At 66.9% G+C, this 13,809-nt stretch carries 13 protein-coding genes; 9 read left to right on the top strand and 4 right to left on the bottom strand.

Features of this window, described 5'->3' with window-relative positions:
* A partial coding sequence (locus NZ849_RS10560) for a M3 family metallopeptidase (protein ID WP_295407044.1) occupies positions 1-2,012 on the bottom strand: 2,012 nt, incomplete at its 3' end.
* 206 nt (positions 2,013-2,218) lie between these two features.
* Here NZ849_RS10560 and NZ849_RS10555 point away from each other — a divergent pair.
* On the top strand, positions 2,219-4,051 hold the full coding sequence (locus NZ849_RS10555) for an RNB domain-containing ribonuclease (protein ID WP_295407040.1): 1,833 nt from the start codon (positions 2,219-2,221) through the stop codon (positions 4,049-4,051).
* Here NZ849_RS10555 and lysA read toward each other — a convergent pair.
* A complete protein-coding gene (gene lysA, locus NZ849_RS10550; RefSeq protein ID WP_295407036.1) occupies positions 4,048-5,229 on the bottom strand; it encodes a diaminopimelate decarboxylase in 1,182 nt (393 codons plus the stop codon). The genes NZ849_RS10555 and lysA overlap by 4 nt on opposite strands.
* Between lysA and NZ849_RS10545 the strand changes: the two genes are divergently transcribed.
* Together NZ849_RS10545 and NZ849_RS10540 are read left to right on the top strand one after the other, a co-directional pair.
* Positions 5,222-5,929 (top strand): gamma-glutamyl-gamma-aminobutyrate hydrolase family protein, encoded by a 708-nt coding sequence (locus NZ849_RS10545; RefSeq protein WP_295407033.1) that lies wholly within the window; start codon positions 5,222-5,224, stop codon positions 5,927-5,929. The two genes, lysA and NZ849_RS10545, sit on opposite strands and share 8 nt — an antisense overlap.
* 91 nt (positions 5,930-6,020) lie before the next feature.
* Complete coding sequence (locus NZ849_RS10540) at positions 6,021-8,636, top strand: hypothetical protein (protein ID WP_295407030.1); 2,616 nt, start codon at positions 6,021-6,023, stop codon at positions 8,634-8,636.
* Between the two features lie 40 nt (positions 8,637-8,676).
* Here the strand turns inward: NZ849_RS10540 and NZ849_RS10535 are convergent, their stop codons facing one another.
* Both NZ849_RS10535 and NZ849_RS10530 read right to left on the bottom strand, forming a co-directional pair.
* Positions 8,677-10,110 carry a UDP-N-acetylmuramoyl-L-alanyl-D-glutamate--2,6-diaminopimelate ligase gene (locus tag NZ849_RS10535; RefSeq protein WP_295407027.1) on the bottom strand — a complete coding sequence of 478 codons (1,434 nt, stop codon included), beginning with the start codon at positions 10,108-10,110 and terminating at the stop codon, positions 8,677-8,679.
* Entirely contained in the window at positions 10,110-10,514 is a 405-nt protein-coding gene (locus NZ849_RS10530; protein ID WP_295407024.1) for a rhodanese-like domain-containing protein, read from the bottom strand. Before NZ849_RS10530 ends, NZ849_RS10535 begins: the two co-directional genes overlap by 1 nt.
* A 61-nt stretch (positions 10,515-10,575) precedes the next feature.
* On the opposite strand from NZ849_RS10530, the gene NZ849_RS10525 reads away from it, so the two are divergent.
* The 6 genes from NZ849_RS10525 to NZ849_RS10500 all read left to right on the top strand — a co-directional run.
* Complete coding sequence (locus tag NZ849_RS10525; protein ID WP_295407020.1) at positions 10,576-11,250, top strand: molybdenum cofactor biosynthesis protein MoaE; 675 nt, start codon at positions 10,576-10,578, stop codon at positions 11,248-11,250.
* A 106-nt stretch (positions 11,251-11,356) separates the two neighbouring features.
* On the top strand, positions 11,357-11,668 hold the full coding sequence (rpsF, locus tag NZ849_RS10520) for a 30S ribosomal protein S6 (protein ID WP_295407017.1): 312 nt from the start codon (positions 11,357-11,359) through the stop codon (positions 11,666-11,668).
* A 58-nt stretch (positions 11,669-11,726) separates the two neighbouring features.
* Positions 11,727-12,539, top strand: a complete 813-nt coding sequence (locus NZ849_RS10515) for a single-stranded DNA-binding protein (protein ID WP_295407052.1) — start codon at positions 11,727-11,729, stop codon at positions 12,537-12,539.
* A 47-nt stretch (positions 12,540-12,586) separates the two neighbouring features.
* Positions 12,587-12,814 (top strand): 30S ribosomal protein S18, encoded by a 228-nt coding sequence (gene rpsR / locus NZ849_RS10510; RefSeq protein WP_220452054.1) that lies wholly within the window; start codon positions 12,587-12,589, stop codon positions 12,812-12,814.
* An 11-nt stretch (positions 12,815-12,825) separates the two neighbouring features.
* A complete protein-coding gene (gene rplI, locus NZ849_RS10505) occupies positions 12,826-13,278 on the top strand; it encodes a 50S ribosomal protein L9 (RefSeq protein WP_295407014.1) in 453 nt (150 codons plus the stop codon).
* 229 nt (positions 13,279-13,507) lie between these two features.
* Positions 13,508-13,809: twin-arginine translocation signal domain-containing protein (locus tag NZ849_RS10500; protein ID WP_295407011.1), on the top strand; the 302-nt coding region annotated here is incomplete at its 3' end.

Raw genomic sequence — 13,809 nt, 5'->3', positions numbered from 1 at the left:
GAGCGGGCCAGCAGGGCCTTGGGGTCGGGGTCGCGCCCCATGAAGCGGCGGAAGAGCAGGGCGGGCTCCTCGGCGTTGCCCCGGCTCAGGATATGGGCGATGAACTCCTCCCCGGTCTTGCGGTTGAAGAGCCCCTCGGCCTTGAAGCGGGAGAAGGCGTCGGCGTCAAGCACCTCCGACCACTTGTAGGAGTAGTAGCCCGCAGCGTAGCCCACCGGGTGGCCGAAGAGATGGGTGAAGCCAGCCACGAAGGCAAAGTCTTCAGGTAGGGGGGTGGAAAAGAAGGGCTGCATTACCTGGCGGGCGTAGGCCACCACATCCCCATCGGCTGGGGTGTAGTGGACGTGCAGGGCCAGGTCGAGGGTGCCAAAGGCGAGCTGGCGCATGCCCAGGTGGGCGGCCCAGTAGTTCCGGGCCCGCTGCATCCGCTCGTAGAGCGCTTCGGGCAGGGGTTCGCCGGTCTCGTAGTGGCGGGCGAAGAGGTCCAGGGCCTCGCGCTCCCAGCACCAGTTCTCCATGATCTGGCTGGGTAGCTCCACGAAGTCGCGGGCCACCTGGGTCCCGGCCAGCCTCCTTACCTCCACGTTGGAGAGGGCCAGGTGCAGCAGGTGGCCGAACTCGTGGAATACGGTTTCCACCTCGCGGTGGGTGAGTAGGGCCGGTTTGTTCCCCACTGGGGGGGTCAGGTTGCCGCAGATGAGGCCCAGGTGGGGCTCGGTTGTTTCGCCCCGCCGTACGCCCGCGATGAGGGTGTTCATCCAGGCCCCGCCGCGCTTGTTCTCGCGGGGGTGCCAGTCGGTGAAGAAGCGGCAGATGCGCCGGCCGTCCCGGTACATCTCGTAGGTCCTGACCTCGGGGTGCCAGGTGTCTACCCCTTTCACCTCCCGCACCTCCACCCCAAAGACCCGCCGGGCGATTTCAAAAAGCCCTTCCAGCACCTGGGGCAGTGGGAAGTAGGGGCGCAGGGCCTCCTCATCCAGGTCGTAAAGGGCCTTGCGCTGTTTCTCTGCGTAGTAGGCGATGTCCCAAGGGTTCAGGGGAGGGGCTTGGGGCCCCTCGAGCCGCTCCCGGAAGGCCTGCAGTTCCCTAAGTTCGCGCTGGAAGTGGGGTTCGTAGGCGGCTCGCAACCCCTCCTCAAACCTAAGAGCTACCTCGGCCCTCCCCGCCATGCGTTTTTCCAACACATAGTCGGCGAAGTTGGCGTAGCCCAGAATTTCGGCCTTCTCGCGGCGCAGGGCCAGGATTTCCTCAATGAGGGGTCGGTTGTCGCGGCCCGCCTCGGTGGCCCGGGTATAGTAGGCCATGTAGGCCTGTTTGCGAATCTCCGGGTTGTCCAGGTAGGTTTGCAGGGCCAGGAAGCTAGGCTGCTGGAGGGTAAAGCGGTAGCCCGAGCGGCCGCGGGCTTGGGCGGCTTCTCGGGCGGCTTCTCGGACGCTTTGGGGTAGCCCGGCCACCTGGTCCTCTTCCAGGTAGAGTTCCCAGGCCGCGGTGGAGTCGGTCAGGTTCTGCTCGAACTGGGCGGTGAGCTCGGATAGGCGGGTGTTGATGGCCTCCAGCCGGGCCTTCCTCTCCGGGGGGAGGTCGGCCCCCTGACGGCGGAACTCGTCCAGCTGGAGCTTTAGGAAGCGGGCCCAGTCGGGGCTCAGCTCCTTGGCTGCGGGGCTTTCGGCCAGCTCCCTGAGCGCCCCGTAGAGTTCACCCGATAGCTGCACCCGGGTGCTGAAGGCGGTGACGGGGGGGATAACCGCCTTGTAGGCGGCCCGTAGCTCGGGGGTGGAGGCCACGCTCTCTAGATGGGCGACCAGGTTGAAGGCGAAGAACAGCCGCTCACCCAGCCGGTCTAGGGGCCGCAGGGTATTTTCCAAGGTGCGGGGGCCTTGGACCCTTAGGATGGCCTCGAGCTCCTCTTCCGCCTCGGCCAAAAGGGCCTTGATGGCGGGCTCGATGTGCTGGGGTTGTATCTGGCTGAAGGGGATGTCGTAGCGGATTTCCAGCAAGGGGTTCTCGGACATAGGGCTTCAGTATACGCAAGGCCCGGCCCGCACAGGCCCGCCTTCCCCACAAAGGCCCTTGGGCTCCTTTGCCGGCTTGTGTTGGGAGAGGGGCGGGTTGCCGAGGGGCTGCGCCGCCGATAGGGGAACTTTGCTGAAGCCCAAGGCCGGGGGCCACCCGCTGCGCAGTTCCCGGCCACCCGGCTCCGTGGTAAGGTGGTAGACCCATGGCTCCCAAGGGGCGTCATCCAGGCAACGGTTCACAAGCTCTGGTTGTTTACAAAGGTAAGCCTGCCCTGGCCGAGGAGGAGGGGGAGCGTCTGGAGCTCACCCTGGTCACAGGGGAGAGGCTCAGGGTGCGCCCCAAAGACGTCCTCTTCCTCCACCCTGGCCCCGCCAGCCTGGACCTAAGGGCACCGGAAGGGGAAGAGGAGGCCGCCTGGGAGCTCTTGGCGGGCCAGATGGTGAGCCTGCAGGAGCTGGCCGAGCTCGTCTACGGGGCCTACACCCCAGAGGCCGCCTGGGGCGCCTACCTCCTCGCCCAAAAGGGGGAGCGCTTTGTGCTCGAGGGGGAAAGGGTGAGGGCCCGTACGGCGGAGGAGCTGGAGGCTTGGCGTCGGGCCAAGGAGGAGAAGGAGGCCCGGGAGAGGGCTTTTCGGGAGGGCGTCGCCCGGCTCAAGGCGGGAAGCCCCGCTCCGGAGGACCGCCCCCTCCTTGCTGAGGTAGAGGCCTTTGCTCTTGGGAGGCGAAAGGAAAGCCCGGTGCTCAGGGCTTTGGGCCTACCCGAGACCCTCGAGGCGGCCCACGGCCTCCTCCTGCGCCTTGGGCTTTGGCGGCGGGAGAACCCCCATCCAAGGCGGCTTGGCCTGCCCTTGGAGGCCCCCTCCCTTTCCCTTCCCCCCCTGCCCGAGGAGAGGCGGGAGGACCTCACCCACCTCCTCGCCTTCGCCATCGACGACGAGGGGAGCCAGGACCCCGACGACGCCCTCTACGCCGAGCAGGTGGAGGGGGGCTTCCGCCTTCTGGTGCACGTGGCGGACGTGGCCGCCCTGGTGGCCCCGGGAAGCCCCATGGACCGGGAGGCCCTGCGCCGGGGGGCGAACCTCTACCTCCCCGAGGGCACCGTGCCTATGCTGCCCCCCGAGGCCACTGCCCTCCTCGGGCTTGGCCTGCAGCCGGTTTCCCCAGCCCTTACCTTTGAGCTTCGGGTTTCTGAGGAGGGGGAGCTCAGGGAGGAGCGCCTTTTCCCAAGCTGGGTCCGGGTGCAAAGGCTCACCTACGCCGAGGCCCTGGAGTGCCCGGACCTTGGCCCGTTGCGGGAGGTGGCGGAGGCCTTCCGCCGTAGGCGCCTGGCCCAGGGGGCCTTGGAGATCACCCTGCCCGAGGTAAAGGTGCGGGTAGAGGGCGATGTGGTCCGCATCACCCCCCTTCTTCCCTACGAAAGCCGCATCTGGGTGCGGGAGGCCATGCTCCTTGCGGGGTACGCCGCCGCCCACCTGGCCCTCAGGGAGGGGCTTCCCTTTCCCTACGCCACCCAGGAGGCCCCAAGCCGCAGGGTGGAGGGGGAAGGCCTTGCCGCCATGTGGGAGCAGCGGAAGGCCCTGAGGAGAACCCAGCTCAGGGCCACCCCCGCCCCCCACAGGGGCCTCGGCCTGCCCCTCTACGCTCAGGTGACGAGCCCCTTGAGGCGCTATCTGGACCTGGTGGCCCACCAGCAGCTCCGCGCCTGGCTCAAAGGGGAAAGGCCCCTTTCCCAAGCGGAGCTTTTGGAGCGGGTGGGAGCGGCGGAGGCGGTGGCGGACGCGGTGCGGGAAGCGGAGAGGAAGAGCAAGCTCCACTGGACCCTGCTTCACCTGATGGAGAGGGGGTATGAGGGGGTGGGGGTCTTGGTGGAGCGAAGGGGCAGTCAGGGGGTCTTTCTCCTCCCGGAGCTCGGGCTTTCCACCGAGGTGGTCCTTGCCCAACCCCTGCCGCTTGGGGCTGAGCTCCGTTTGAGCTTTCGCGAGGCCGACCTGCCTGCCCTGGAGGCCCACTTCACCGCTCGGTTGGGTGGGGCCTAGCCCTCTTCCGCCAGCAGCGCCTCCAGGCTTTGGGCTTGGCGCAGCACCTCGAGCCCCTCCCCCGTCCAGAGCAGCTCGAGGGGCCGGGGGGTGTCCAGGTAGTTGCTGCTCATGCTGCTCCCGTAAGCCCCGGCCAGTAGGATGGCCAGCAGGTCGCCCTCCTTCGGCTCGGGCAGGGGCACGTCTCGGGCCAGCACGTCCCCTGCCTCGCAGGCTGGGCCGGCCAGGTCGTAAACCCCTTTTTGGGGACTCTCGTAGAGCGGTTCTACCGGGTGGGCCGCACCGTAGAGCATGGGCCTGATGAGGTGGCTCATCCCGGCATCCAGCAACAGGTAGCTGCGCCGGGTATGCTTCACCCCATAACAGCGGGCCACCAGCACCCCAGCCTCAGCCACCAGGTAGCGCCCTGGCTCGAGCCAGAGCCGGGCTTGGTGTCTGCGCGCCAGGGTTGTGGCTGCTGGGCCCAGGGCCTCCAGCGCTAGCCCAAGGCCAAAACCGCCTCCAAGGTTCATCACCGCAAAAGGCCCGTAGGAACGGTAGAGCTGGTCCATCAGGGCGTACCCGGCTTCAAAGTCTTCCAAGCGCTCCAGTGCTGAGCCAAGGTGCAGATGCAGGCCCAGCACCTCCAGGCCCCTTTGCCTGGCTTCGAGCAGGGCCGCCTCCAGGTCCTCCGGCAAAAGGCCGAACTTGCTCTCCCCCTGGCCGGTGGCCAGGTGGTGGTGGGTGGTTACCGGGAGGTCGGGGTTCACCCTGAGCAACACCTGGGCCCCAGGCAGGGCCTGGCCCACCCGGCGCACCTCGAGCAGGGAGTCCAGCCCCAGGATGGGGACACCCCAGCGCTGCAGCGCCTCCAGCAGGCTGGGGGTTTTGAGGGGGCCGTTGAGCAGCACCTGCTCCGGGCGAAAGCCGGCCCGGTAGGCCCGGTAGACCTCCCCCAGGCTCACCGCCTCCGCCCCCAGGTCCCGCTCGCGGAAGCGCCGGAGCAGGCCCAGGCGGGGGTTGGCCTTCAGGGCGTAGAAAATCTCGGCCTCTGGAAAGGCCCTCCTCAGGCGCTCCAGGCGGGCTTCTATGGTGGGCCAGTCGTAGGCGTAGAAGGGGGTGGGGAAGCGTTGGGCCGCCCCTATAAGGGCCTCCCGAAAAGCGGGGGCTAGCCTGGGGTAGGATGGGGCCATGCTCATCGGGGTGACTGCTCAGTCGCGCGATTCTGAGGGCCTGCTTCGCACCCGCATCTGGGGTCTTTTGGAGCCCTACCTCAGGGCCCTGGGCCAGGCAGGTGCGAGTATTGTAATCCTTCCCCCCCAGCCCACCGAGCGCCTCCCCACCCTGCTGCGGCGGCTTGGGGCGGTGCTGCTTCCTGGAGGGGTGGACGTGGATCCCGCCGAGTTTGGCGAGGAACCCCTTCCGGCTTTGGGCGAGGTGGACCCGGTGCGCGATGGGCTCGAGCTGTGGGTGGCCCGCTACGCTGCTGAGCATGGCCTTCCGGCCCTGGGCATCTGCCGGGGGGTACAGGTGATGAACGTGGCGCTTGGGGGAAACCTCTACCAGGACCTCCCCAGCCAGGGGTTCGGTACCCTCCAGCACTACCAAAAAGCTCCGCCTCCGGCCCTCGGGCACAGCCTGGAGCAGGTTGGCGAGAGCCCACTGGATAGGGTTTTCCCACCCCGCTTCCGGGTGAACTCCTACCACCATCAGGGCCTCAAGCGCCTGGCGCCGGGGCTGAGGGCGGCTGCGGTGGCCCCGGACGGCCTGGTGGAGGCGGTTTTTCTGGAGGGACATCCCTTCTACCTGGGGGTACAGTGGCACCCCGAGCTGCTGCCCGACCACTGGGGTCTCTTTGAGGTCTTCCTCCGGGCTGTGGAGGGGATGCGGGGGTCTTGAGCGTTTCTTAATGTCGCTTTGCACCAAGTTATGCCCGGGTGCGCTGTAGACTTGGGGTGAGTGCAGGTGGACTGAACTGGGAGGTCAGGGCTTGTCGCTGTATCAAACCTTAGGTAAGTCCCTCGAGCCCATGCTGGGCGAGCGCACCCGAGCGGTGCTGGAGGAGGGGGTACGCCGGCTGGGCATCACCCCCGACCGTCTGGACGCCGCGCAGGCCGAGGTGATTCTCAAGCGCTTGGTCTACCGCGAGCTGCAGAGCAAGATGAGCCCCACGGCGGCCCGAAGCCGGGTTGAGGAGCTTCTGAAGGAGCTGGGGCTTCACAAGGCTTCCTCTGGGGGCGAGCTTCCGGCCCAGGCCTTGGAGTCGCTGGCTGAGCTTGAGGCTGGCCTCAAGCGTTTCCACCTACACCTGGACTGGCCCGAGGTAGGCCGGCTGCGCGGCCTAATCAACGCCATCAAGCAGAACCCTGAGCCCCAGGCCGCGCGCAGCCTGCTAAGGGAGGGTCGGGAGGTGCTGGCGGGGCTTGAGGAGAAGCTCCAGGCTGCCCTTTTGCGTCAGAGCCGCGATATTGTGGAGCTGGAGTCGTCCTTGCAGCGGGTGCAGAGCATAGGCGGCCCCAAGGTGCGGCGGCTGGAGAGCTACCTTCGCAGGATCAAGGAGGCCCACGAGCAGGAAATTCTTGTCCAGGCCGAGGTTCAGCGGGCCCGGGCCCTGGCTGCGGAGATGCGCAAGCTGGTAGAGTCCTCCGTGGTCCAGAACCCCACCGGCGAGGTGGCCATCACCCTGGAGACCCGGGAAGACCCACCTCCCCCCGACCGGCCCACCGAGCCCCAGGTGGTGCTGAAGGACCCCACCCTCGAGGCGCCCAGGGAAGCCCCGGGCGATGACTTTGACGAAAGCACCTTGGTGCTGGACCTGGACTTTGACTCCCTCACCGCCGAGCAGCAGTCGCGCATTCGCGAGATTGACGTGGCCGAGGACAAAAGGCGGTTGGAGGGGCTTTGCGAGCGCTACGCTGCGGTTTTGGGGCTGCCCTCGGTGGCCGAGGAACGAGCCCGCCTGGAGGCTGAGCTGGCCGCGGGCAACCCCTTGGGCGAGCGGCTTGAGGCCTTTGAGGAGCAGCTCAAGGGGGCCTATGCCGAGGCCCTGTCGGAGGCCCGGGTGCGCTACGAGTGGCTGGTCGAGCGGTTGCGTCGGCTGAGCCTGCCCCAGGAAAGGACCGCTTCGTTGTGGGCCCGGCTTGCGGCTCTCTCGGAAACCCTGCAGGCGGGTGGGCTTCCCAGCGAGCTTCCCGAGCTGGAGCGGGCAGCGGAGGAGCTGGAGGCGGAGGAGCGGGCGCTGCGTGAGCAGCGGGAACGCCAGGCCCGCCTCGAGCAGGCCCTAGCCACCCTGCGCAGCGAGGCCGAAGTGTCGCTGTCCCCCTTCCGTGGCCGGCCCCAGGTGGAGGCCTTTTTGCAGGCCCTGGCCTGCTCGGAGGTCTCCGAGGATGCCCTGCAGGCCTTGCGCCATCAGCTTTCCGAGTTGCTGGCCCAGCTGGCCAGAGAGCGGGAGGAGGAGAGCCTCAAGCGGATAGGGCTGAAGGCCCAGGTGCAGGCCCTGCCTACCCTGGAAGCCCTAGAGCCGGAAAGGGAGAACCTGCTGGCCCGGCTGGAGGAGGGAGGGAGCAGCCTGGGCGAGCTGGAACGCGCGGTGGGCGAGCTGATGGGGCGGGCCCAAAGGCTGGTGGCCGAGCGGTTTGCGGACCTCGAGGCCCGCATCCGCTACCTGGAGCAGACCTTGAAGGAATCCCTCATCGAGCTGAAGAGACCTCTCCAGGCGGCTCGAGAGGCCCTTTCCCAGGGGCGCATCCCTGACCCCGGGCCCCTCGAACAGGCCCTTTCGGAGCTCTACACCGCCCGGCGCAACGCAATTGCCGAGGAGCTGGCCCGCTACGAGGCGGTGGCCCGCAGCATGGCGGGTTTGGGGGGCGAGGAGCTTCTGGAGAGGGTGAACCAGGCCCGGGCCCACCTCCAGTCAGGCGGGCTGCCCGACCTCAGCCAGGTGCACGCCCTCCTGGGGAGGCTGCGTCAGGCCCAGGAGGCCCTGCGGAGGGAGCTGCTGCAGCGGATTGTGGCCCTCCTGGAAGCCTATGCGACCCACAGGTCGGTTGGGGGCGAGACCGCGCTGCGCTTGAAGCCGCTTTGCGACTTTTTGGAAGCTGCCGCCGAACGGCTGCCCCGGCTGGGGGCGGGCGGGCTTTTGGAGGTACGGCGGGCCTTAGAGGAAGCCGAGCGGCTGGGGGCCCAGCTCGCCCAGGAGTACGCCGCCGCCCAAAGCCTGATGCAGGAACTCAAACAGGCCGACCTGGATTCCCTGCTCAACGTCTTCGACGCCCCCCAGAAGGCCCCTCAAGGCTACCCCGAGGCCCTACGGCCCTTCCTGCTGCGGGGTGTAGAGGCGGTGGCCCTGCTCGAGGACGGCCGGCTGGTTTGCGGCCAGCTTCCCTTTGCCTCCAGGGCCGTCCAGGCGGTCTTTGACGAGCTGGGCAATCTGGCCCAGGAGCTGCGGGGAGGCCCAGCCCAGCTCTCGGTCGTTTCCCTGCCGCAGTGGGTGTTGCTCCTGGTTCCGCTGGGGCAGAAGGGGCTGGTGGTGCTGGCTGAGAAGGCCCTCCTCTCCCGGCTTTTGGTGCTGCTCGAGCGCCAGCGGGAGGCCTTGAGGGCCCTGTAGGTCGGGTGCTTCACCCCGGGGCATGGGGGGGGGTAGCCGGTCACAGCCCCAGCGCCCTTCGCACCTCCTCAACCTCGTTCCAGGGCAGGGCCTGGTCGCCGCGCTCCAGGGTACGCTCGTGGCCCTTGCCGCTGAAGAGGAGGGTATCGCCGGGCTGGGCCTGGGCAATGGCGTAGTGGATGGCGGTCCGTCGGTCGGGGATTAGGGCATGCCGCTTGGGGTCGCCGTGGGCCTCGGCCATGGCTTTCAGGATGGCCTCCAGCGGCTCGTTGCGGTGGTCCTCTTCGGTAAAGATGGCATAGTCGGCCAGCTGAGCCGCCACCTGCCCGATTCCCGTGCGCCGGGAAGGGTCTTGGTTGCCGGCCGCGCCGATGACCACCACCAAGCGGCCCCGGGTGGTGGGCCGCAGGGTTCGCAGGACCGCTTCTAAGCTGGCCCCGGTGTGGGCGAAGTCCACCACCACCCGGAAAGGCTCCTGCTGGATGAGCTGCATCCGGCCCGGTACCCCCGGAAAGCTGGCCAGAGCCTCCTGCATCTTCTCCACCGATAGGCCTGCCCGGGCGGCGGCGGCCATGGCTGCCAGAGCGTTTTCCGCGTTGAAGCGCCCCAGCATGGGTAGCTCCACCGGAAAGCGCCCCAGAGGGGAGACCACCATGAAGCGGAGCCCGCCAGCCTCCTCCCGAAGGCGCTCGGCCCGCCAGTGGCCTGCGCGGCCGTAGGTCCAGGTCTGGGGCCGCTGGGCCAGGGTTTTTGTCCAGGGGTTGTCGCTGTTCACCACGGCGAAGCTCGAGCGCTCCAGCAGCTTGCGCTTTTCGGCGAAGTAGCGCTCCATACTGCCGTGCAGGTCCAGGTGGTCCTCGTACAGGTTGGTGAAGACCCCCACCGCGTAGGTAAGCCCGCGCACCCGCTCCAGGGCCAGGGCGTGGCTGCTCACCTCCAGCACGGCCCGCCGGCATCCCGCCTGCACGAAGCGGTGGAGCAGCGCCTGCACTGCGGGGGCCTCAGGGGTGGTGAAGTGGCCCGGCAGCAAAAGCTCCTCCTCTCCCACCCTGACCCCCACGGTGGAGAGCCGGCCTGCTGGGGGTTCGGCCGACTGGAGCAGGTGGTGCAGGAGCACCGCCACCGTGGTCTTGCCCTTGGAACCGGTAACTCCGAAGAGTTCCAGCCTCCGCCCGGGGTAGCCGAAGAAGGCCGCCGAGAGGTCGGCTAGCGCGGCTCGGGAATCTTCTACCCGAAGGTAGGGCACCGGCAGCTCCAGCTGGCGCGTGCCCACCACCGCCACCGCCCCTCGCCGAATGGCTTCGTGGATGAAGTCGTGTCCGTCCAGGGGTTTGCGGCTGGGCAGTGGCACCCCCGGCACGGCCACGAACACGTACCCTGGCTCCACCTGCCGGGAATCGTGGGTGATGCCCCGCACCTCCAGCGCTGGGGCCGCTAGCCCAAAAGGGGAGAGGAGCTCCTTTAGGTCGGGCATTATTCCCTCTTGGCCTCCACCCGCTCAACGGGCCCCCCGGCCTCCACCCAGGCCTTGAACCCTCCCTCGATGTGGCAGACCGGCCTCAGCCCCATGCGCTGGGCGGTCTGGGCGGCTAGGGCCGAGCGCCAGCCCCCAGCGCAGTAGAAGACGAACTTCTTTCCCGAGGCGAAGATGGGCTTGTGGTAGGGGCTTTCGGGGTCAATCCAGAACTCCAGCATCCCTCTGGGGGCGTGGAAGGCCCCGGGTATCTTGCCCTCGCGCCACAGCTCCCTGATGTCGCGCAGGTCTACGAACACGTAGTCGGGGTGGTCCAGGTAGCCCTTGGCCTCCGCTGCTGGGATGGTCTCCACCTCGGCCAGGGCCTGCTCGAGCAGGGCTTTGTAGCCTACCTTAAGCTGCATAGGCTCAGTCTACAACGGATTGGGCTGGACACCGATGGGGCAGCTTGGGCAGAATCTTCTTATGCGGGTTTCGGTGCTGCTGTTCGGTCTGTACCGGGAGCAGGTGGGGCAGGGTCGGCTCGAGCTTACCCTTCCCCCTGGGGCCACCGTGGGTGAGGCCAAGGCGCTGCTGGAGAAGCAGTACCCCCTTCAGCTCTCCGGCGGTTTGGCGGCCATCAACGAGGTTTTGGCCCAGCCAGGCGACCCCCTCAAGGAGGGGGATGAGCTGGCCTTTCTGCCCCCGGTCTCGGGGGGCGGGGGGGAGGATAGCCTGGGGCTGACCCAAGAGGCTTTGCAGGTGGAACGCTGGGTGGACTGGGCCTCGGAGCCCCCTTACGGTGCGGTGGTAAGCTTTCTGGGCACCGTTCGCAGCCCCAACAGGGGCCTCCCGGTGACCCACCTGGAGTACGAGGCCTACCCCGGTATGGCCGAGAAGGTGTTGCGCCAGATTGTGGATGAAATGCGGGCCCGCTGGACGTTGGGCCGGGTAGCCATCTGGCACCGCTTGGGCCGGGTTAACCCCGGAGAAGCCTCCATCCTCATCGTGGTGTCCGCACCCCACCGACCTGAGGCTTTTGAGGCCTGCCGCTATGCCATAGAGCGGGTCAAGCAAATCCTACCGGTTTGGAAGAAGGAGTACCTGCCCGATGGGGCCTACTGGGTGGAAGGACAGGCCCCGGAAAGCCATCGGCTGTAGCCTTGGAGCAGGTCGTCTGCTATACTGCCAGCTTAGTGACCTGCGAAGGGTCGCTGCGCCTTGTTGCGCGTCCGCAAAGTCGGAGGCTTGAGGAAAGGAGGTGAGCATGCCGCAGTACGAAGTGGGCTTGGTGCTGAACCCTAACCTGGATGGGGTCCAGGCTGCACAGGAGCTGGAGAGCATCAAGGCTACCCTGGAGCGCCACGGAGCCCAGATTAAGAACGTGGACGACTGGGGAAACCGAAAGCTAGCCTATCCCATCCAGAAAGACCCCGATGGCCGCCTGGTCTTTTACACCGTGGAGATGGCTGGTGACCAGAACGCCGCCCTGGAGCGCGAGCTGCGCTTGCGCGACCACGTCCGCCGGGTGACCATCATCCGCGACCGCCCCGAGTGGCGTAACAGCCAGAAGAAGTAAGCCTTTGCTTGAGTTCTGGGGCTCGAGCAGAGCGGCACAGCAGGAGAGAGGAAGAACCATGGCTCGAGGCCTCAACCGCGTGACCCTGGTGGGAACCCTGACCCAAGACCCTGAGCTGCGCTACACCGCAGGTGGCCTGGCGGTGATGGAGCTTAACCTGGCGGGTACCGAGTTCGTCACCGATGAGCAAGGCCAGACCCGCGAGGTGCCCTGGTACCACCGGGTCAAGCTCTTGGGGAAAAGCGCGGAGTTCTGGGGGGACAACCTGAAGGCGGGGATGGCCCTCTTTGTGGACGGGCGGCTCGAGTACCGCGCCTGGGAGCAGGAGGGCCAGAAGAGAAGCAGCCTGGAGGTCCGCGCTGAACGGATAGAGGTGCTCGTTCTGGAGGGCAAGCGCGGGCCGGTCACAGTGACCGACGCCCGCGGGCAGGAGCGGCTCCGGGGAGGGCTCAACCTGGTGATGCTGGTGGGCAACCTGACCCGCGACCCCGAGGTGCGCTACACCCCTCAGGGGACCGCTGTGGCCCGGTTGGGGCTGGCGGTAAACGAGCGGTACGCCACCCGGCAGGGCGCCGAGCAGGAGAGGACCCACTACGTGGAGGCCCAGGCCTGGCGGGAGCTGGCCGAGTACGCGGGAGAACTCAGGAAAGGCGAAGGGGCGTTCTTTATGGGACGCTTGGTAAACGACTCCTGGACGGCTCAGGACGGCACCAGACGCTACGTCACCCGGGTAGAGCTGGTGCGTCTCGAGCGGCTTGCCCGTGGAACCGTTCAGTCAGGTGGAGACGGTTCCCAAAACGGCCGTGCGGGCAAGGTAGATATTGACGAGGGCTTAGAAGACTTCCCACCTGAGGAGGATTTACCGTTTTGAGCAGCAAAAAAGTTTCCAACCGGAGCAAGGAGCGCCAGGAAAAGAACGTGCGCCGGGGCCGTAAGCCCAAGGTTGCCGCGGCGGTAGGGCCTTTTGACCTCACCGACTTCAAGAACGTGGAGATTCTAAAGCGCTTCCTCTCGGAGACGGGTAAGATTCTTCCCCGTCGGCGTACCGGGCTTTCCGCCAAGGAGCAGCGCAAGCTGGCTCGCACCATCAAGCGGGCTCGAGTAATGGGCCTGTTGCCCTTCACCGAGAAGCTGGTGCGCAAGTAGGGGGTAGAGCGATGAGGGTAATCCTGCTTGAACCCGTGGAGAAGTTAGGCGACGTGGGGACGGTGGTCAACGTCAAGCCGGGCTATGCCCGCAACTACCTGTTGCCCCGTGGCCTGGCTGCGCTGGCAACGGAGAGCAACCTGAAGACCCTGGAGGCCAAGATCCGGGCCCAGGCCAAAAGGGCTGCTGAGCGCAAGGCTGAGGCCGAGCGCCTGCGGGAGCTTTTGGAGCCCATTACCCTGGTGCTGCGGGTGAAGGCTGGCGATCAGAAAATCTACGGCTCGGTGACCAGCCGTGAGATTGCTGCGGCCCTCGAGGCCCAGCACCAGATCACCATTGACCCCAAGAAGCTGGTCTTGGAACGGCCCATCAAAGAGCTAGGGGAGTACGCTATTCCCTACAAGCCCCACCCGGAGGTGCCCATTACCCTGAAGGTCTCGGTGCTGGCCGAGAAGGGGGAGTAACGGCCCACCTTGCCCCTGCTCGAGCCCGGGCTCGAGCAGGGGCTTACCTATTTGAGGAGGGTTTCCTCTCCAAAGCTGGATTAAGGGCGCTGTTGGGTTCTTTTGGGACTGGAGTGAGAACCCTTGACAGGGGCGGGCTTTTGTGTTCTCCTGAGCGCATCAGGAAAACCACATCCATTGCGTCTAGAGCTCACGCCATCCACCAACAGCTTTTTAGGGAGAGGAGCCCATGAAGGAGACTCGTAGAAGCTTCATCCGCAAGGTAGCCGCCGGCGTAGCGGCCAGCGCCGCCTTCAGCCCCTTGGCCATCGCTCAGGCCCCCCGGTTCCGCTGGCGCATCCAGTCCTTCTGGGATGCTGGCACCGTGGGTTATACCCTTTTCCAGAGGTTTGCCGAGCGGGTCAAGGAGCTCACCGACGGCCAGATTGAGATCCAGACCTTCCCCGCCGGGGCGGTGGTGGGCACCTTTGACATGTTTGACGCGGTGAAGACCGGGGTCCTGGACGGGATGCACCCCTTCACCCTTTACTG

The sequence above is a fragment of the Meiothermus sp. genome (assembly GCF_025060375.1).
In the GTDB taxonomy this organism is placed as follows: domain Bacteria; phylum Deinococcota; class Deinococci; order Deinococcales; family Thermaceae; genus Meiothermus.
Note: the sequence above shows the minus strand (reverse complement) of the source record. Positions and strands in the feature narration are given on the sequence as shown.

Excerpts from the sequence above, each read along its gene's own strand:
- NZ849_RS10555 (WP_295407040.1), top strand. The coding sequence starts at position 2,219 with ATGGCTCCCAAGGGGCGTCATCCAGGCAACGGTTCACAAGCTCTGGTT.
- NZ849_RS10545 (WP_295407033.1), top strand. The coding sequence starts at position 5,222 with ATGCTCATCGGGGTGACTGCTCAGTCGCGCGATTCTGAGGGCCTGCTT.
- lysA (WP_295407036.1), bottom strand. The coding sequence starts at position 5,229 with ATGAGCATGGCCCCATCCTACCCCAGGCTAGCCCCCGCTTTTCGGGAG.
- NZ849_RS10535 (WP_295407027.1), bottom strand. The coding sequence starts at position 10,110 with ATGCCCGACCTAAAGGAGCTCCTCTCCCCTTTTGGGCTAGCGGCCCCA.
- NZ849_RS10530 (WP_295407024.1), bottom strand. The coding sequence starts at position 10,514 with ATGCAGCTTAAGGTAGGCTACAAAGCCCTGCTCGAGCAGGCCCTGGCC.
- NZ849_RS10525 (WP_295407020.1), top strand. The coding sequence starts at position 10,576 with ATGCGGGTTTCGGTGCTGCTGTTCGGTCTGTACCGGGAGCAGGTGGGG.
- rpsF (WP_295407017.1), top strand. The coding sequence starts at position 11,357 with ATGCCGCAGTACGAAGTGGGCTTGGTGCTGAACCCTAACCTGGATGGG.
- NZ849_RS10515 (WP_295407052.1), top strand. The coding sequence starts at position 11,727 with ATGGCTCGAGGCCTCAACCGCGTGACCCTGGTGGGAACCCTGACCCAA.
- rplI (WP_295407014.1), top strand. The coding sequence starts at position 12,826 with ATGAGGGTAATCCTGCTTGAACCCGTGGAGAAGTTAGGCGACGTGGGG.